General features: G+C 65.0%; 13 protein-coding genes and 1 pseudogene. 9 read left to right on the top strand and 5 right to left on the bottom strand.

The window, feature by feature from the left end:
• Positions 1 to 8 precede the first annotated feature (8 nt).
• The gene (locus ASG67_RS05580) at positions 9 to 2,888 is read right to left on the bottom strand and encodes a TonB-dependent receptor (RefSeq protein WP_056526758.1); all 2,880 of its coding nucleotides are present in this window, start codon (positions 2,886 to 2,888) and stop codon (positions 9 to 11) included.
• Between the two features lie 1,391 nt (positions 2,889 to 4,279).
• Between ASG67_RS05580 and ASG67_RS05570 the strand changes: the two are divergent.
• From ASG67_RS05570 to ASG67_RS05560, 3 genes and pseudogenes are all read left to right on the top strand, one after another.
• Positions 4,280 to 5,053, top strand: a pseudogene (locus ASG67_RS05570) (hypothetical protein); the annotation flags it as partial.
• A gap of 184 nt (positions 5,054 to 5,237) precedes the next feature.
• Positions 5,238 to 7,373, top strand: coding sequence for a TonB-dependent siderophore receptor (locus tag ASG67_RS05565; protein ID WP_056526750.1), 2,136 nt, complete (start codon positions 5,238 to 5,240; stop codon positions 7,371 to 7,373).
• Complete coding sequence (locus ASG67_RS05560; protein ID WP_056526747.1) at positions 7,373 to 9,154, top strand: M14 family metallopeptidase; 1,782 nt, start codon at positions 7,373 to 7,375, stop codon at positions 9,152 to 9,154. Before ASG67_RS05565 ends, ASG67_RS05560 begins: the two co-directional genes overlap by 1 nt.
• Positions 9,155 to 9,211: 57 nt before the next feature.
• Here the strand turns inward: ASG67_RS05560 and ASG67_RS05555 are convergent, their stop codons facing one another.
• Both ASG67_RS05555 and ASG67_RS05550 read right to left on the bottom strand, forming a co-directional pair.
• A complete protein-coding gene (locus ASG67_RS05555) occupies positions 9,212 to 9,478 on the bottom strand; it encodes a hypothetical protein (RefSeq protein WP_056526743.1) in 267 nt (88 codons plus the stop codon).
• A gap of 71 nt (positions 9,479 to 9,549) precedes the next feature.
• A complete protein-coding gene (locus ASG67_RS05550; RefSeq protein ID WP_056526741.1) occupies positions 9,550 to 10,980 on the bottom strand; it encodes a DEAD/DEAH box helicase in 1,431 nt (476 codons plus the stop codon).
• A gap of 318 nt (positions 10,981 to 11,298) precedes the next feature.
• Here ASG67_RS05550 and ASG67_RS05545 point away from each other — a divergent pair, with 318 nt between their 5' ends.
• The gene (locus tag ASG67_RS05545; RefSeq protein WP_056526853.1) at positions 11,299 to 12,303 is read left to right on the top strand and encodes a fumarylacetoacetate hydrolase family protein; all 1,005 of its coding nucleotides are present in this window, start codon (positions 11,299 to 11,301) and stop codon (positions 12,301 to 12,303) included.
• Between the two features lie 5 nt (positions 12,304 to 12,308).
• Here ASG67_RS05545 and ASG67_RS05540 read toward each other — a convergent pair whose 3' ends face one another.
• Complete coding sequence (locus ASG67_RS05540) at positions 12,309 to 12,740, bottom strand: GtrA family protein (protein WP_082543331.1); 432 nt, start codon at positions 12,738 to 12,740, stop codon at positions 12,309 to 12,311.
• Entirely contained in the window at positions 12,712 to 13,113 is a 402-nt protein-coding gene (locus ASG67_RS18755; RefSeq protein WP_156460668.1) for a hypothetical protein, read from the bottom strand. Before ASG67_RS18755 ends, ASG67_RS05540 begins: the two co-directional genes overlap by 29 nt.
• On the opposite strand from ASG67_RS18755, the gene ASG67_RS05530 reads away from it, so the two are divergent.
• From ASG67_RS05530 to rarD, 5 genes are all read left to right on the top strand, one after another.
• Positions 13,102 to 14,385: a 3-methyl-2-oxobutanoate dehydrogenase (2-methylpropanoyl-transferring) subunit alpha gene (locus ASG67_RS05530; RefSeq protein WP_056526733.1), complete on the top strand. Its 1,284-nt coding sequence runs from the start codon at positions 13,102 to 13,104 to the stop codon at positions 14,383 to 14,385. The genes ASG67_RS18755 and ASG67_RS05530 overlap by 12 nt on opposite strands.
• Before the next feature lie 65 nt (positions 14,386 to 14,450).
• Positions 14,451 to 15,458: an alpha-ketoacid dehydrogenase subunit beta gene (locus ASG67_RS05525; protein WP_056526850.1), complete on the top strand. Its 1,008-nt coding sequence runs from the start codon at positions 14,451 to 14,453 to the stop codon at positions 15,456 to 15,458.
• A gap of 3 nt (positions 15,459 to 15,461) precedes the next feature.
• The gene (locus ASG67_RS05520) at positions 15,462 to 16,808 is read left to right on the top strand and encodes a dihydrolipoamide acetyltransferase family protein (protein WP_056526730.1); all 1,347 of its coding nucleotides are present in this window, start codon (positions 15,462 to 15,464) and stop codon (positions 16,806 to 16,808) included.
• 21 nt (positions 16,809 to 16,829) lie between these two features.
• Positions 16,830 to 17,042 (top strand): hypothetical protein, encoded by a 213-nt coding sequence (locus ASG67_RS05515; RefSeq protein WP_056526727.1) that lies wholly within the window; start codon positions 16,830 to 16,832, stop codon positions 17,040 to 17,042.
• A 61-nt stretch (positions 17,043 to 17,103) separates the two neighbouring features.
• Positions 17,104 to 17,973, top strand: a complete 870-nt coding sequence (gene rarD / locus ASG67_RS05510) for an EamA family transporter RarD (RefSeq protein WP_056526725.1) — start codon at positions 17,104 to 17,106, stop codon at positions 17,971 to 17,973.
• The last annotated feature ends 26 nt before the right edge of the window (positions 17,974 to 17,999 follow it).

Below are 17,999 nucleotides of genomic sequence, written 5' to 3'. Positions count from 1 at the left end.
CGGTATCCTCAGAAGAGGGCGTAGGTCAGGTTGAGCAGGAAGTTCCGGCCGAACGTCTCGTTGCGGGTCGTCAGGCCGCTGGCCGTGTCGGTATAGGTATCCTTTTCGTTGGTGATGTTCTGCGCCTGGATCGAGACGCGGAGACGATCGAGATAGTTCACGCCGACCCCGGCGAAGTCATAACCGATCTGGGCGTCCACCAGCGTCTGGCCCGAGCGATTGACCGCCGAGATGCTGTTGCTGCCGCCCCGATCCTCGGACTGCCACTTGGACCGCTTGTTCGCCGACAGGCGTGCCGAGAAACCGTATTTCTCGAAATACGCCGTGCCCTGGAACACGCGGGCGGACAGGCCGGGGATGCGCGATCCATCGTCCAACTTACCCTTGGTGAAGGCGGCGCCACCGGTCACGCCGAAGCCGTCGAGCGCGCTGATGAAGCGGCGGAACGGCAACGACGCCTGCAGTTCGATACCCTTCACGCTGCCTTTCAGCCCGCCGACATAGGTCGTGTTGATGCCCTGGAACGTCGCCGGGGTGTACACGGTCAGACCATCACTGCTGACCGCCTGATGATAACCGGGAATGTAGAACTCGGTGAAATCCCGAACCGTGGTCGTCTGCACGTTCCAGTTCCGCAGGTCCTTGTAGAAGGCCGATGCCGAGATGAAGCCGTCACTGGCGAAGTAATATTCGTAAGACAGATCGGCTTGGTTCGCTTCGTATGGACGCAACTCGGCATTACCCGACCGCGACGTCCATGGCCCCAGCGCAGGATTGGTGTTGGTGACGTTCGCCACGTTGTTGGAGAATTTCACCGACGAGCCCGGGTTCAGGAAGTCGATCCGCGGCCGGCTGACCACCTTCGCCAGGGCAAAGCGGACCGTGTGGCCGCCGCCCATGTCGAAGTTCAGGTTCATGCTCGGCAGGACGCGCGTGTATTTGGCGCCATCGGTGATCGGCGTCGCCTGCACTCGCAGGCTCGAGACGACCAGTGCATTGAAGCCGGACGCCTGCTGGTCGGTGAACAGACCCTGCACGCCGATGTTGCCGAACATGCGGATGCTGCCCAGCTCCGATTCGAAGTCCGCCTTGATCGACGGCTGCCACACCTTTTCGTGGATCGAATAGGTATCGCCCAAACGATCCGGCTCCAGCGAGCCGGCGTCCCAACGGCGATAGAAATCGCTGTTGATCAGGCCGAGTGCGTCATAGGCGACGACATTGCCAAGGCCGACCCAGCCCAGATCGGCGACGCCGCGGCGTGCATCCTCGGGCACCGGGCCATCCGACGGATAGGACTGCGCGGTCAGGAAGAAGCCCTGGTTGACCTTCGACTTCTTGTGGTTGGAATAGCGGACGGCCACGCTGATTGACTTCAGGAAACTGTCCTCGAAGCGATAATTGGCGTCCAACCGCGCCGAGTTCAGATATTCGTCGAACCGGGCGGTGTTGACGAAGCCGTCCTGCGCCTGTGCGAAGCCGATGCCCGCGGCCCGCGCGGCCGGCGTATTCAGTTCGGTGATGGGCGCCAGACTGCCGCCCCACGACTGCGGACCGGCCAGCTTCACGATCGCGTAATCGTCGAACGTCTGGCTGTTGTTCGAGAACATCAGCCCCTTGTCGGTGTAGGTCCAGGTGCGCAGGTTGTTCGGCCCCTGCGTCGCGAGACCGGCTCGGCCGAGACCGGCATAGCTTTCGGCGCGGGTGTCGCGCTTGGTGCTTTCCGACCGCGAGACGTCGAGCGTCAGGTCGAGGTTCGGCGTCGCCTTGTACACGATATTGCCGCCGAAGACTTTCAGGTCGCCCTTCTTGTCGAGGGGATCGGTGCGGATGACCGAATTAAAGCCGGTCGTGCGGGCAGAGGTAACCGTGGTGTCGTTGGCGCTGAGGACGGTGCTGCCATTGGACCCCACCGGCAGGGCTTCGATGAACCCGCGCGAGACGCCTTGGTCCTTGAAGTTGATGTACAGCGCATCGAACGTCGCGGTGAACTGATCGGTCGGTTGATACTGGATCACACCGGCCAGCGTGTCGCGCTTGAGCACGCGCGATCGCGACGAGATATCGATGCCCTGCGGCACGTACTTGCCCGCATTGGGACCCGACGTCACCGCGGCCTGATCATAACCCCAGACGCTGAAATAATTGTCCTGCACCGGCGACGATGTCGTCGCGGCGGTCAGCGCGATGCCGATCGTGTCGTTGGCGAACTTGTCGGTGTACGACAGCGCGAAGCGATAGCCATTGTCCTTGAAGTCGGGATTTTTCGACTTCATCCCGTTCTGCTCGAACGTGGCATTGCCGATCAGGGCCCGTTTGCGCTCCAGCGGGCGTACCGTGCGGATGTCGACGGTACCGCCGATACCCATCGCGGTCAGACCGGCATCGGGCGTCTTGTACACGACGGCGGCGCCGACGATTTCGGCCGGATACAGGTCGTATTCGACACCGCGGTTGTCACCGATGCCGATCAACTCGCGCCCGTTCAGCGTGGTGCCGACGAAGTCCTCACGAAAGCCGCGGACCGAGATGCCGCTGATCCGGCCCGAACGACGCTCACCGGCGAGACCGGCCAGACGACCCAGCGAATCGGCAACGCTCGATTGCGGCAATTTGCCGATGTCTTCCGCCGAGATCGCCTCGACGACCGAGCTGTTGTTCCGCTTGAGCGATTGCGCGCGTTCGAGACTGGCGCGCAGGCCGGTGACGACGATGTCCTGGTCGGCGCCTGGCTCTTGTTCGCCTACCGGCGCCTGCGTCTGCTCGGCGGTCGGGTCCACGGGCGGTACGACCGTCCCCGTCTGGACTTCCTGCGCGAATACCGGCGTCGCGGCCATCAGGGCCAGCACCGCCGTCGAGCACGCGAGTTTGTTTATCGTAACCTTCATGAAAATCCCCTCCTCAGAATTGTCTACCGGAGGCCCTGATCCCGCCGGTGCATTCTGTCTTTCTTCGCCATATTAAACCGGGCAATCGATTACAATCATGCATACGAATACGGGATTATGCAATCGACGACACCGCCGCCGATCCGTCCTCGCGTGATCGTTCGATTGCAGTCTTGATCACCGACTACGATCGACACGTCCGTCGCGGCTATTGATTTTTGTTATGTCCATTTCGAACATAATCGGCATGTTTGGTGCCGATGCTGCCGAATAGATTTCAAGTATGCAAGTACCCGCCCATTAAAGAACAGGTCCAATTAACCGTCCGACAAGGACTCGGCGATATTCTCCAATTATCAGATGGTTGGAGTTTTCTATGGTTCGCGCCCGCAACGATGTGTTTACCACACATCCTGTCCGCAAGCGTCGGCGGCCCGTGTTTTTGGCCAGTGCGCTTTCGGGCTTGCTGCTGCTCAGTGCTTGCGGCGGAGCCAGCGGCGGCCCGGTTGAATCTGCACCGGTTACGGTCGTGCCGGCTGGCACATCGGCGCCCGTACCCGTTGCGACGCCGACACCTTCGGCAACGCCGACCGCGACCCCCACGACCGTCGCTACCCAGCCGGTCGGTGCACCGTCGGCGCGTGACAAGCTCGGCATCAATGTCGTCGGCGTCACCTATTATGGCGGAGAGCCGACCTTCGCCAACCAGTTGTTCGGCCTTCGCTGGCTAGTGCCGTCCGCTAGTTGGGGCGGCATCAGCAACGATCGGTTGCGCGCCGACGGTTCGCCAAAGGTGGTCGACGGCTCGGCTGCCGCGCCCGGTGTTGTCTCGATCCTCAATCCCCCGGCCGAAGCCAAGACGACCGCGACGGCCGTCACGCGCTGCACCTGGCAGGGAACAGGCAGTGTCAGCGTCGGCGGCTATCCCAAGGATCAGCGTTCGGGCGATCATTACCTCGAATTCCGCTGGGTGCAGGCAACCAATGACGACAACCGCGTCTGGTTCGAGATCAGCAAGTCGGATGCGTCGGACCCGATCCGCGCCGTCGATTGCCGCCTGACCACCGAGGCGTCCGACGCCTATTTCGCCCCGTCGCTGATGTCGCATCTCCAGCCCTTCGGCGTGCTGCGCTTCCTCGACATGTCGGCGGCCAACAGCAACCCCGGTTCGGTGACGTGGTCGACCCGCAGCCTGCCCAGCGATCTGGTCCAGCGCGGCAGCGATGGCACGGCGATCGAAACGATGGTGAAGCTGGCCAACGCCAACGGCTCCAGCCCGTGGTTCACCGTGCCGTGGAATGCGGACGCCGATTATCACCGTCGTATGGCGCAACTGGTTCACGACACCGTTCCCGCTGGCAAGCCGGTCTATGTCGAGATCTCGAACGAGNCCGTGGAATGCGGACGCCGATTATCACCGTCGTATGGCGCAACTGGTTCACGACACCGTTCCCGCTGGCAAGCCGGTCTATGTCGAGATCTCGAACGAGGTCTGGAACTACTCGTTCGGCCAGGCGGGTCAGGCTGAACGCGAAGGAACGGAGCGCAAGCTGTCCGACAATCGCTTCCAGGCGAATATCTATCGCTATGCGCAGAAGATCACTGAAACGATGCCGATCTGGGCGGACGTATTCAAGGATCGCCCCAAGGATCTGGTCCGCGTCGCGGCAACGCAGGCGGATAATGCGTGGGTAGGTGGCAATATCTTCGAATGGAACAATGGCGCCGCCGCTGCCCAGATCGACGCTATCGCCATCGCGCCGTATTTCAAGATCGATACCGAACAGCTGACGAACGACAACAACGTCAACATGATCGCACTGGCGGCCGAGGCGAAGCGGCAGGTGGCTTTCCAGTCCGCGGCCTACAAGGCGCTGGCCGACAGATGGGGCAAGCGTCTGCTGGCTTATGAGGGCGGCCAGCATCAGCTCGATGTCAACAACCAGGCACGCTTGGAGACGATGAACCGCGATCCCCGGATGGAGGCGATCTACAAGCAGTATCTGACCGACTGGAATGCGCTGACCGGCGACGTCTTCACGCTGTACTCGGCGACTGGGCCAATCAGCCGCTATGGCGCCTGGGGTCTGCGCGAATATGCTGGTCAGCCGCTAAGCGAGACGCCGAAGCTGCGTGGCGTGCTGGCCTACGCAAAGAGCAAATAACAACGACCGAACCTCCGTGTTCAACACGACCGACGGGCTGCCAGCATCAAGCTGGCAGCCCTTTTTTTTGCGTGAGCGGCGGCGATTCACCGATAGGTCAACTGCGCGGCGTGCAAAATGAAATGTTGTAACATTATATTGGTTCTGACTATGGAGCCCCCCAAAGCCGGGAAACGATCGACCAATGACCTATGCAAACCGGGCGCTCGCACGCCGCGCTGCCGCCTGCCTGCCGCTGATCGCGATGGGGTGGCCCACCCAGATCACTGCTCAAACCGCCGCCCAGACCGTGACGGAGGCAGAAACCGAGGGATCGGCTGACGATCACGGCGATATCGTGGTGCTCGGCACGAAGTCGTCACGTAACGACACGCTGGGGTCGGACCTCATCACCCGGCGCATGTCGCAATCCAGCCGCTCGCTGGAACGCGACCTGCTGGTCGCGGCCGGCACCTATCGCCTGTCCGATGCGCTCGAACTGTTCAGCGGGATCAGCCAGCAGAATAATCGCGGCGGCTTCCTCGACAATTTCGCGATCCGGGGTTTCCTCGGCACGCCCGATGGCGGCGCGGAATATTATGTCGATGGCTTCCTCGCCAATCGCGGGCTCGCGCCACCTCGCGACCCCGCGACGACCGAGCGGATCGAGGTGCTTAAAGGGCCGGCCGGCGCCATCTTCGGCGACATCGATCCGGCCGGTCGCGTCAACATCGTGTCGAAGACGCCGCGCTTCACCCCGCATGCCGAGGTGACGCTGCTCTATGGGTCATTCGACAATCGCCGGGCGGAGGTCGACGTCACCGGGCCGCTGTCGGCGACGCTGGCGGCGCGCATCGTCGTCGCGGCGGAGGATAGCGACGGCTATCGCGACTTCGTCGGCCTGTCGCGCCGCGTCGTATCGCCGTCGCTGACCTGGGAGCCGCAAAAGGGCACCCGGCTGACCGCGCTGGCGGAATACACCCGTTTCGACGCCGCCTTCGATCGCGGCGTGCCCGCGTTGAACAACGATGCGCTCGCCCTGCCGCGCACCCGTTTCTACGGCGAGCCGTCAGACGGCGATCATCGCGCCCGCAACACCCGGCTGCAACTGACCGGCGAACAGGCGCTGGGTGGCGAGTGGTCGCTGAACGGCGGCATCGTCTGGCGGCGCAGCACCCTGCGCGGCTTCTCCAGCGATCAATCCCGGCTGGTGGGCACGCGCACGCTGTGGCGGCAACGTCGCGAGCGAGGATATGAATCGGAGGATCTGTCGGCGCGGCTTGAACTCGCCGGCCGCTTCGACGCGCTCGGTGTCCATCACCCCAGCCTGGGCGTGAAGGGCTATACGCTCGATTATCTGGAGCTGCTGCGCCGGCGTAATCCCAATGCGGCCTTCCCCTATGCGATCGACGTGTTCGATGCGGTCTATGGCGGCGTCGCCCAGCCGCTGCTGCCGTCGATCGATCAGCGCGAGACGCGGCGCTCCGCCACGGTCTATCTACAGGATATGTGGGACGTGACCGATCGACTGACTCTGACCGGCGGTATCCGGTACGACGCCTATCGCCAGCGCCTGCGCCGCAACCTGACCGGTATCGTCAGCCAGACCAGCGACCAGCCCGTGCGTTTCCGGGCCGGCGCACGCTATCGCGTGACCGATACGGTGGCGGTCCATGCGAACTGGGGCGAATCCTTCCTGCTGAATTCCGGCACCGGCCGTCCGCCCGCCGCCGACCAGCCGGGTCAGCCATTCGGGCCGGAGCAGGCCAAGGGGTATGAACTGGGCATCGCCGGCCGCTGGCCAGGGATCGACGTCGCCGCGACCTTTTTCGATATCGAGAAGCGTGGCATCCTGACCAACGATCCCGTCGATGCGGGCTTCCTCGCGCCGGTCGGTTCGCTCACCAGTCGCGGCGTCGAGCTGGATGCGTCGATGAAGCTGCTGCGCCGGTGGCAGCTCGTCGCCAACTACGCCTATATCGATGCGCGCGCCGACGATGCGACCTTCGCGACCCCGGCGGTGCTGAACGTGGCCAAGCATTCGGGTACGCTGTTCCTCGTTGGCCGCTATCCGACCGGCCGGGGCACGGAATGGTCGGTGACGGGCGGCGTCGCGCATGTCGGCGACCGCGCCGGCGCGATCGACACCAGCGGCCTGCGCCTGCCGGCCTATACCAAGGTGAAGCTGTCCGGCGAGATCGGCGTCACATCCGCGCTGACATTGCGCGCCGAGGCCGACAATCTGTTCGACACGCATTACGCGATGAGTTCGTACAGCCCCGTCTGGGTATTTCCCGGCGCCCCGCGCACGGTGCGCGTATCGGCGCGGATGACGTGGTGATGGCGCGTCGATCACGGATGATGGCCGCGTTCGCGATGGTCTGCGCGCTGCCCGGCGCCACCACGGCGCAGGAACGCGCACCGTTGCCGCCGACGCTGCCATGGTCGGGCGCCAGCGAGGGTCTGATCGCCCGCGCGGACGACCCGTGGATCACGCCGGCGGAGCGCAGCGGTTTCCGCACTACGCCCAGCTATGCGGAAACCAGTGCGTGGCTCGACCGGCTGGTCGCAGCCTCGTCATTGCTGACGCGCGAGACGTTCGGCACCACCGCAGAGGGCAGGGCGCTCTATCTGATCCGGGCCAGCAAGGGCGGCGACAAGCCCATCGTCCTGATCCAGGCCGGCATCCATTCGGGCGAGATCGACGGCAAGGATGCCGGGCTGATGCTGCTCCGCGACATCGCGCTGCACGGCAAGGACGACATGCTCGACCGCGTCGATCTCGTCTTCGTGCCAATCCTGAACGCCGACGGCCACGAACGAACCAGCCCGTTCAACCGCCCCAACCAGCGCGGACCGGAGAACCCCGGCCAGCGATCGACCGCGCAGAACATCAACCTGAACCGTGACTATGCCAAGGCGGACGCGCCGGAAACGCAGGCGATGATCCGCCTGCTGCGCCGGCTCGATCCCGTCCTCTACATCGATATGCACGTGTCGGACGGGTTCGATCACGGCTATGACGTGACCTACACCTTTGCCGGATGGGGGGTGTACACCCGGTCGCGGCACATCACCGACTGGCTGAACGGGCCGTTCCGCGCCGGCATCGATCCATCGATCCGCCGCATGGGCCACCACCCGTATTTCTATCCCAGCGCGATCGACGAGCGCGATCTGTCGCGCGGCCTGCGCTTCGCGGCGGAGGGGCCGCGCTATTCGACAGGGTACGGCGATTACACCCGCATCCCTACAGTGCTGGTCGAGATGCATTCGCTCAAACCCTATCGCCAGCGCGTGCTGGGCGCCTATGCGATGATGGAGGCGGCGTTGCGTCAGGTCGGTCTTGACGCGCCGGCCCTCCGCACCTCGATCGCCGCCGACCGCGCCGATCGGCCCACCGAATTGCCGGTACGCTGGCAGCGGCGCGACACGCCACTCGAGACGGTGCCGTTCGTCGGCATGGCGCTGGAACGCTACCGTTCGCCGGCGTCCGGTGAGCAAGAAGTACGGTATCTAGCCCGTCCACAGGCATTGCGCCTGCCGCTGATCGGACAGACGCCGGTCGCCACCGTCCGCCCGCCACGCGCATGGTGGGTGCCGGTCAGTGCCACCGACGTCATCGCTCGGCTCGACCTGCACGGCATCGCCTATACGCCGATCGACGCGGCGCAGACGCTGGACCTCGACATGGCGCGGATCGTCGATCCGGTGTTGGGACCAGCCAGCGAGGGACGGATCATGCTGTCCGGCCAGTTTCATCACGAACGCCGCCGGGAAACCATGCCCGCCGGATCGGTCCGCGTGCCGTACGATCAGGACCGCGGCTTGCTGGCCGCCGCCCTGCTCGAACCGGAATCGGTCGATTCGTTGCTGGCCTGGGGGTTCTTCCCGGCGATGCTGCAGAAAAACGGCGGTATCGAGGGGTTTGCAAGCGCGCCGATGGCGGATGCAATGCTGGCCCGCGACCCGGCCTTGCGCGCGGCGTTTGAGGCAAAGCTGGCGGCCGATCCCGCCTTCGCCGCCGATGGCGAGGCGCGGCTCGCCTGGTTCGTTGATCGCTCGCCCTATCGCGACGACCGGTATCTTCTCTATCCGGTCGGCCGCGAAGTGCCGCACTAGCCTATTGAAGCATTCCCGCCATGCTCGGAGCGGCCAGCGGGACGGCATCTACTGCCATCAAAGCAACACCGTCGCCGGTTGCCCGGCCTTGATCCCCGCCAACACCATGCGTTCCCACACCGCGACATCGCCAACCGCGGCCATCGCCTGGTCGGGTTCGCGCAGCGTCTTCAGGACGGCGATCGCATCGGGAAGGTAGTCGCGCCATGCCGCGTCCACCTGCGCGCTGGCCGAGGTGTGAGAACCCTCGGCGTTGGCGCTGATCCGCTCGGCGGCGATCACCCGCGCGATGCGCTCGGTGATCGGGGTGGTGGACACGTCCATGGTATCTCTCCTCGCGGGTTCACCATAGCAAACCCGCGAGGCGTATTCAGTATCCGTCTATGCGGATGCGATCAGCGCGAGGCGGACGGGCCGCTGCGTGCACCACCGCCACCGCTGCGACCACGGCCACCGCCGCCGCCACCGCCGGCCGGGCGACCGCCACCACCGGCGGGACGACCGCCGCCGCCGCCCGCGGGGCGACCACCGCCCCGGCTGGCATTGGCATAGCTGCGGCCATTACCCGTAGGCGACGCGGCATGCGTCGCGCGGGGGCGGGCGGGGTCACGCTGCTGACGCGGGCGATCCTCACGCGGCGAGGGATCGGCGCCGATCGCGTTCACGCGCTGCGACTTGATCTTGTTCGCCTGGTTCATGAAGTCGTCGGGCAGTGCCTGCACCGGCACCTTCTGGCGCGTCGTCTTCTCGATGTCGCGCATGTATGCCTTCTCGTCATCGGCGCAGAACGAGATCGCGACGCCCGATGCGCCGGCGCGCGCGGTGCGGCCGATGCGGTGGACGTACTGCTCGGGCACGTTCGGCAGTTCGAAGTTGATGACGTGGCTGACACCCGACACATCGATGCCGCGCGCGGCGATGTCGGTGGCGACCAGGATCTTGGTCTTGCCGTCCTTGAACTCACCCAGCGCGCGCTCGCGCTGGCCCTGGCTCTTGTTGCCGTGGATCGCGTTCGACGCGATGCCGTTGCCGGCCAGCAGCTTCACGACGCGGTCGGCGCCGTGCTTGGTGCGGGTGAACACCAGCGCGCGGTCGATCGACGGATCGTTCAGCGTGATCGTCAGCAGCGCCTGCTTTTCAGACTGGTTCACGAACGTCACGAACTGATCGACACGCTCGGCGGTGGTGGCGGCCGGCTTGACCGACACGGTGGCCGGCTCATGCAGGAACTGGCTGGCCAGCTCGCGGATCGACACCGGCATGGTGGCCGAGAAGAACAGCGTCTGGCGCTTCTTCGGGACCATCCGCACGATCTTCTTCAGCGCATGGATGAAGCCCAGATCAAGCATCTGATCGGCTTCGTCGAGGACGAGAATCTCGATCATCGACAGGTTCACGAAGCCCTGCTCGACCAGATCGATCAGGCGGCCCGGCGTGGCGACCAGGATGTCGACGCCGCGGCTCATGTCCTGACGATTCTTGTTGATGCTGGTGCCGCCGAAGACCGTCGTCACCGACATCTTGGAAAACTTGCCGTATTCACGCGCCGAATCGGCGATCTGGCTAGCCAGCTCGCGGGTCGGGGCGAGCACGAGCATGCGGCAATGCGTCGGCAGCACGCGCTTCTGCACGGCGACCATGCGCTGGATCGAGGGCAGGACGAACGCGGCGGTCTTGCCGGTGCCGGTCTGCGCGATGCCGAGCAGATCGCCGCCTTCCAACAACTGCGGAATGGCCTGCGCCTGGATTGGGGTGGGGGTGGTATAGCCCTTCGCTTCAAGCGCACGGACCAGGGGCTCGGCGAGGCCGAGATCGGAAAAAGACATGGAGAAACCTTGTATTACGGTGCCATGCACCGTGACGCGAAAAGGCGCACGGGGGTGGCGGGGGGAGAATGACGCCCCGCGTGATTAGGGAAGCCTTAGCTCGACCGAGGCGGAGCACGAACAATCCGGTTTTCCGGATGAAGTCCGCTCACGCTGCATTACGCCTCGATGCGGTGCCAGATACGCCGATCCGCCCATAAGTCAAGATGGACGGTATCATACCACCCTATGACCAAACCGATTGCGGCGTCTGCGGGCTTGTCGGCACCGGGGTGATCGCTCTACGCCTGTACCCATAACAATATCGAGAGGATGGCGATGAAACTGGCAAGCATGAAGCAGGGGCGTGATGGCCGGCTGGTCGTCGTGTCGTCCGATCTCGCATGGTGCGCCGATGCGGCGCATATCGCACCGACGCTGCAGGCCGCGCTCGACGACTGGGATCGGCTGGCGCCGCTCCTTGAAAACCTGTCGACCGACCTCGATCACGGCGTGATCCCGCGCGAACGTTTCCACGAGCATGACGCGGCCGCGCCGTTGCCGCGCGCGTATCAATGGGCGGACGGCTCGGCCTATGTGAACCATGTCGCGCTGGTGCGTCAGGCGCGCGGGGCGGAGATGCCCGACACCTTCTGGCACGATCCGTTGATGTATCAGGGCGGGTCCGACGGCTTTCTCGGCCCCCGCGACCCGATTTCCCTCGCCGACGAGGCATGGGGGTGCGATCTGGAGGCGGAGATCGTTGTCGTCACCGGCGACGTGCCGCTGGGCGCAAGCCGGGACGAGGCATTGGCGGCGATCCGGCTGGTCGGTCTGACCAATGACGTGTCGTTGCGCAACCTGATCCCCGGTGAACTCGCCAAGGGCTTCGGCTTCTTCCAGTCGAAACCGGCCAGCGCCTTTTCGCCCGTGTTCGTCACCCCCGATGCGCTCGGCGACTGGTGGCAGGACGGCAAGCTGCACCGGGTGCTGATGGTCGACCTGAACGGGCAGCCCTTCGGCCGTGCCCAAGCGGGTGAGGACATGACCTTCGATTTCGGCACGCTCGTCGCCCATGCCGCGAAAACGCGCGCGCTCGGCGCGGGGACGATCATCGGCTCGGGCACCGTATCGAATCGCGATGCCGATGGTGGCCCCGGCAAACCGATCGCGGCGGGCGGCGTCGGCTATTCCTGCCTGGCCGAGGTGAGAACCGTTGAGACGATCACCGGCGGCACCGCGACCACGCCGTTCCTGAAGCAGGGCGATACCGTCCGCATCTGGGCGGAGGACGATCGCCACCACCCGATCTTCGGTGTCATCGAACAGGTGGTGGGCGGATAAGGGCGTTACGCCTTTGCGAACACCCATTGCCGGTTGAGCGCAAAGCTGGCGAGCGGAGTCAGGACCATCATCGCCGGCACGGGCGCCCACACCGGCGCCCGTAAGGCATGGACGAAGATCCATACCCAGCTGGCGTTCAAGACGAAGCCCAGGCCCGACACGATCGCAAAGCGCAGCGCCGTCGCACTTTCGCGCGTCGGCGTGGCGCGGAAACTCCAGCGGCTATGCACCAGATACCCCGCGCCGATGCCGCAGGCATGGCTGATCGCGGTCGCGGCCAGGGGCGGCACATGGACCGTCCCGGCCAACCACAGATAGATCGTCGCGGAAAACAGCGTGACGGCGAACCCGGCAATCGCGAACCGCAGCAATTGTCCCAAGCCATCGCCGGCCAACGATCGCACGCGGTCAGCGACCAAGGGCGATGGTGCCGGCATAATCGATCGCCGCCATCAGCGCGCGCGGCGCACCGGGCAGGGCCCGCAGGCCAAGCATAAGGCCCGCGGCCATCGCATTGGCGGCCAGCCACGGCAGCATCAGCACTGCCGCCAGCATCAGCGTCGGGATACCGACCAGCACCCGCGCCAGCGGTGAGGAAGATGGTTTCGCGGCAACGATCGGACCCATGTACATGGCAAGGCGTTTCCCTGTTTCGGTCACAGGTTTTTCGCAGAAGGCGGTTAACGCGAGGTTACGACCGAGAGACGACGACCAAAACAGCGCTTGAAATTTTATAACAAGCGCGCGAAAGAAATTCCGTGCGGTATCGCCCGTGCCAATGATGATCTGGAGAGAAGGATGGCCGAGCATACTCGCGCCAATTTGCCGCCACTGGCACTGCATGTTCCGGAACCCAAGTTCCGGCCCGGCGACGCTGTGGATTTCGCCGCGGTCGACGTGCCGCCGGCCGGTGCTACCCGCCGGCCCGATACGGCGGATGACGCGCGCTCCTTCACCGATCTGGCTTATGGGCTGGTCCGCGTTCTCGACGAGAACAACCATGCGGTCGGCCCCTGGGACCCCCGCCTGTCACCGGATATGCTGCGGCGGATGCTGCGCAGCATGGCGCTGCTCCGGGCGTTTGACGAACGCATGTTCCGAGCGCAGCGACAGGGCAAGACCAGCTTCTACATGAAGGCGACGGGCGAGGAGGCGGTTTCGGTCGCCGCCGCGCATGCGCTGGATTATGAGGACATGTGCTTCCCCTCCTATCGGCAGCAGGGGCTGTTGATCGCGCGGGGCTGGAGCCTCGTCGACATGATGAACCAGATCTATTCCAATAGTGCCGACCGGTTGCAGGGCAAGCAGCTGCCGATCATGTATTCGGCGCGCGAAGCCGGGTTCTTCTCGATCTCCGGCAACCTCACGACGCAATATCCGCAGGCTGTGGGCTGGGCGATGGCGTCTGCCGCGAAGGGCGATACGCGCATCGCCGCGGTGTGGTGCGGTGAAGGCTCGACGGCGGAGGGCGACTTCCATTCCGCCTGTACCTTCGCCGCCGTGTACCGTGCGCCGGTCATCATGAACGTCGTCAACAACCAGTGGGCGATCAGCAGCTTCTCCGGGTTCGCCGGCGCCGAATCGACCACCTTCGCGGCGCGTGCGGTTGGCTATGGCATCGCCGGCCTGCGCGTGGACGGCAATGACGCGCTGGCGGTCTATGCGGCCACCCAATGGGCCGCAGAGCGGGCGCGAACCAATCAGGGACCGACGCTGATCGAACATTTCACGTACCGCGCCGAGGGGCATTCGACCTCCGACGATCCCGGCCAGTATCGCTCTGCCGGTGAGCCGACGGCATGGCCACTGGGCGACCCGGTCAAGCGGCTGAAGGATCATCTGATTGCGATCGGCGAATGGGACGAGGACCGCCACGTCGCGCAGGACCGCGAACTCGCTGAGCAGGTAAAGGCCGCACAGAAGGAAGCCGAGAAGAACGGCATTCTCGGCCACGGCCTGCACCAGCCGCTCGACACGCTGTTTGACGGCGTGTTCGAGGAGATGCCCTGGCACTTGCGCGAGCAACAGGCGCAGATGATCGCCGAGGAAACCGCCAGCGGCCGACCATGGGATCGCAAGTGATGACCGATACGCGCGATATCGCAACGCTGCCGGACACGGCGACGGATGGTGGCGAAACCACCCGCATGAACATGATCCAGGCGATCAATTCCGCACTCGACGTCGTCATGGCGCGCGACCCGGACGTGGTCGTGATGGGTGAGGATGTCGGCTATTTCGGCGGCGTGTTCCGCGCCACCGCCGGCCTGCAGGCGAAATACGGCAAGACCCGCGTGTTCGACACGCCGATCACCGAATGCGGCATCATCGGCGTCGCGGTCGGCATGGGCGCCTATGGCCTGCGCCCCGTCCCCGAAATCCAGTTCGCCGATTATATTTATCCCGCGCTGGACCAGCTGGTGTCGGAGGCCGCACGACTGCGCTATCGCTCCGCCGGCGAATTCATCTCGCCGATGACGGTTCGCTCGCCGTTCGGGGGCGGTATCTTCGGTGGCCAGACGCACAGCCAGTCGCCAGAGGGCATCTTCACCCATGTCTCGGGTGTGAAGACGGTGATCCCGTCGACCCCCTATGACGCCAAGGGCCTGCTGATCGCCGCGATCGAGGACAACGACCCGACGATCTTCTTCGAACCGAAGCGCATCTATAACGGCCCCTTCAATGGCTACTGGGATCGCCCCGCCGAAAACTGGTCGAAACATCCCGCCGGCGAGGTGCCGACCGGTTACTACAAGATCGAACTCGGCAAGGCGAAGGTCGTGCGCGCGGGCGAAGCGCTGACGATCCTCGCTTATGGCACCATGGTTCATGTCTGCACGGCGGTGGTCGCCGAGGCTGGCGTCGATGCCGAGATCATCGACCTGCGCACGCTGGTGCCCCTCGATATTCAGACGATCGAGGCATCGGTGAAGAAGACCGGCCGCTGCATGATCGTGCACGAGGCGACGCGGACGTCCGGCTTCGGCGCCGAACTGTCGGCCCTGGTGCAGGAACGCTGCTTCTATCACCTCGAAGCCCCGATCGAGCGCGTAACCGGCTTCGACACGCCGTATCCGCACAGCCTGGAATGGGCCTATTTCCCCGGCCCCGTCCGCATCGGCGAGGCGCTCAAGAAGATCATGAAGGACGGTTGAGAGATGGCCCGTTTCACCTTCAAACTCCCCGATATCGGCGAAGGCATCGCCGAGGCCGAGATCGTCGCCTGGCACGTCGCCGTCGGTGACCGGGTCGAGGAAGACCAGAACATCGCCGACATGATGACCGACAAAGCCACGGTCGAAATGGAATCGCCGGTGTCCGGCACGGTGGTCGAACTGGCCGGTGAGGTCGGCGACCAGGTCGCGATCGGCGCCGCGCTGGTCGTGATCGAGACCGACGTCGATGTCGCGGCCGAAGAGGCACCCGCGCTTGGCCCAGTGACCGAAGAGCTGCACGCTGCCCCCCTGTCGGCCGATCAGGAAGAGGTCGCGCAACAATACGAAGCCGAAAACCCCGGCGTGGAGGAAATCCTTCCTGCCACGGTAAAGGCGACCGGCGAACCCGATGGTGCGGTCGCACCTCAAAAAGGCACGCCCACAGATACACCGCAGCGACATCACGCGGACGACCCGAAGGCCCTGGCCTCCCCCGCCGTCCGCGCCCGCGCCGCCGGCCTCGGCATCGACCTCGCCACCGTCAAGACCGATGGCGATCGTGTCCGCCACGCTGATCTCGACGCGTATCTCCGCTACGGCGCCGGGCAGGGCTATACCGCCCCCGGTGCCAGCCGTGCCCGCCCCGACGAAGCAATCCGCGTCATCGGCATGCGTCGCCGTATCGCCGAGAACATGGCCGCCTCGAAGCGCGCAATCCCGCACTTCACCTATGTCGACGAGATCGACGTCACCGCGCTGGAGGCGATGCGCGCCGACTTGAATGCAAACCGTGGCCAGCGGCCCAAGCTGACCATGCTGCCGCTGATGATCGTCGCGATCTGCCGCACGCTGCCCGATTTCCCGATGCTCAACGCGCGTTACGACGACGAGGCGGGGGTGGTCACGCGCGCCGGCCGCGTCCATCTCGGCATGGCGACGCAGACCGATGCCGGCCTCACCGTCCCCGTCATCCGCGATGCGCAGGACCGCAACGTCTGGCAACTGGCGACCGAGATCACCCGCCTGGCCGAGGCCGCCCGCGCCAACCGGCTAAAGCCCGACGAGATGGGCGGCGGCACGATCACGATCACGTCGCTCGGGCCGCTCGGCGGCATCGCGACGACGCCCGTCATCAACCGGCCCGAAGTCGCGATCATCGGCCCCAACCGCATCGTCGAACGCCCCGTCTTCCGGTCAAACGGCATGGGGGGCGACGAAGTGGTCCGCGCCAAGTTGATGAACCTGTCGATCAGCTGCGATCACCGCGTCGTCGATGGTTGGGACGCGGCCAGTTACGTGCAGGCGGTCAAACGATTTCTCGAAACGCCGGTTCTGCTGTTCGCGGACTGAGGAGATCGAGCGATGCGTGGCATGCATAAGGGCACAGTGACGATCGAGGGCCGGTTCCGCGGCATGGTGAACGGCACCGCCATCGTCCCCGCGGGAGCCGACGCCGAAATCGCCGGCATGATAAATGGCACGCTGATCGCCGAGCCGGGATCACGCGTCCACATCACCGGCATGGTGAATGGCGAGATCGTGGATCGCGGCGCTGAAATCACCGTGTCGGGCATGGTCGGCTGACGAACCGCCGCTAAAGCGATCCTTTGTTGCACCGCCGCGCCCGCCCGGCGATGGCGCGCGCATGATCGAGCGCAAGGGATTATGGCTGGGCGTCGGCGCCTATGTCTTGTGGGGGCTGCTGCCGCTATACCTGAAACTGCTGGGTGGCGTGCCGGCGTTGCAGGTGTTGAGCCACCGCGTCGTCTGGTCGCTGTTGTTGCTCGCCATCGCCGTGATCGTCCTGCGCAAGGTGCCGGCAATCCGCGCGGCGGTGCGCGGGCGCACGCTCCTCTTGCTGATGGCCAGCGCCATGCTGATCGCGATCAACTGGCTGGTCTATATCTGGTCCGTCCAGCACGCGCATGTGCTGGAGGCGAGCCTCGGCTATTTCATCAATCCGCTGGTCAACGTCGCGCTGGGCGTCGCGGTGCTGGGCGAGCGGGTGTCGCGTGTACAGAAGATCGCGGTCGGCATCGCCGCGGCCGGCGTGCTCGCACTGGCGGTGGTCGGTGGTGGCGCGATCGGGATATCGCTGGCACTGGCGGCCAGTTTCGGCCTGTACGGTCTGATCCGCAAGGTCGCGAAGATCGACGCGCTCGGTGGCCTGACGGTCGAGACGATGCTGCTCGCCCCCGCTTCGCTTGCCGTCATCCTTTACGCCAGCGCGACCGGGCAGGGGGCGTTCGGCGAGACGCGCTCGCTCGACTGGCTGCTGATCCTCGCCGGCCCCGCCACCGCTGCACCGCTGTTGTTGTTCGCTGCGGCGGCCCGGCGGCTACGCTATGCGACGCTGGGGCTGCTCCAGTATATCGCGCCGACGCTGCAATTTGCCGAGGCCGTGCTGTTGTTCGGCGAGCCGTTGCGCGCGATCCATATCGTGACGTTCGTCGCGATCTGGACAGGGTGCGCGCTATATGCGTGGGATTCGTGGCGGGGGGCGCGGGCGGCATAGCTCCATCCGTCATTGCGAGCGCCGCG

Source organism: Sphingomonas sp. Leaf339 (genome assembly GCF_001426195.1).
GTDB lineage: Bacteria > Pseudomonadota > Alphaproteobacteria > Sphingomonadales > Sphingomonadaceae > Sphingomonas.
This window is presented reverse-complemented; position numbering and strand designations above follow the sequence as displayed.

Coding starts and splice junctions, on each gene's coding strand:
- ASG67_RS05580 (WP_056526758.1), bottom strand. CDS start 2,888: ATGAAGGTTACGATAAACAAACTCGCGTGCTCGACGGCGGTGCTGGCC.
- ASG67_RS05565 (WP_056526750.1), top strand. CDS start 5,238: ATGACCTATGCAAACCGGGCGCTCGCACGCCGCGCTGCCGCCTGCCTG.
- ASG67_RS05560 (WP_056526747.1), top strand. CDS start 7,373: ATGGCGCGTCGATCACGGATGATGGCCGCGTTCGCGATGGTCTGCGCG.
- ASG67_RS05555 (WP_056526743.1), bottom strand. CDS start 9,478: ATGGACGTGTCCACCACCCCGATCACCGAGCGCATCGCGCGGGTGATC.
- ASG67_RS05550 (WP_056526741.1), bottom strand. CDS start 10,980: ATGTCTTTTTCCGATCTCGGCCTCGCCGAGCCCCTGGTCCGTGCGCTT.
- ASG67_RS05545 (WP_056526853.1), top strand. CDS start 11,299: ATGAAACTGGCAAGCATGAAGCAGGGGCGTGATGGCCGGCTGGTCGTC.
- ASG67_RS05540 (WP_082543331.1), bottom strand. CDS start 12,740: ATGCCGGCACCATCGCCCTTGGTCGCTGACCGCGTGCGATCGTTGGCC.
- ASG67_RS05530 (WP_056526733.1), top strand. CDS start 13,102: ATGGCCGAGCATACTCGCGCCAATTTGCCGCCACTGGCACTGCATGTT.
- ASG67_RS18755 (WP_156460668.1), bottom strand. CDS start 13,113: ATGCTCGGCCATCCTTCTCTCCAGATCATCATTGGCACGGGCGATACC.
- ASG67_RS05525 (WP_056526850.1), top strand. CDS start 14,451: ATGAACATGATCCAGGCGATCAATTCCGCACTCGACGTCGTCATGGCG.
- ASG67_RS05520 (WP_056526730.1), top strand. CDS start 15,462: ATGGCCCGTTTCACCTTCAAACTCCCCGATATCGGCGAAGGCATCGCC.
- ASG67_RS05515 (WP_056526727.1), top strand. CDS start 16,830: ATGCATAAGGGCACAGTGACGATCGAGGGCCGGTTCCGCGGCATGGTG.
- rarD (WP_056526725.1), top strand. CDS start 17,104: ATGATCGAGCGCAAGGGATTATGGCTGGGCGTCGGCGCCTATGTCTTG.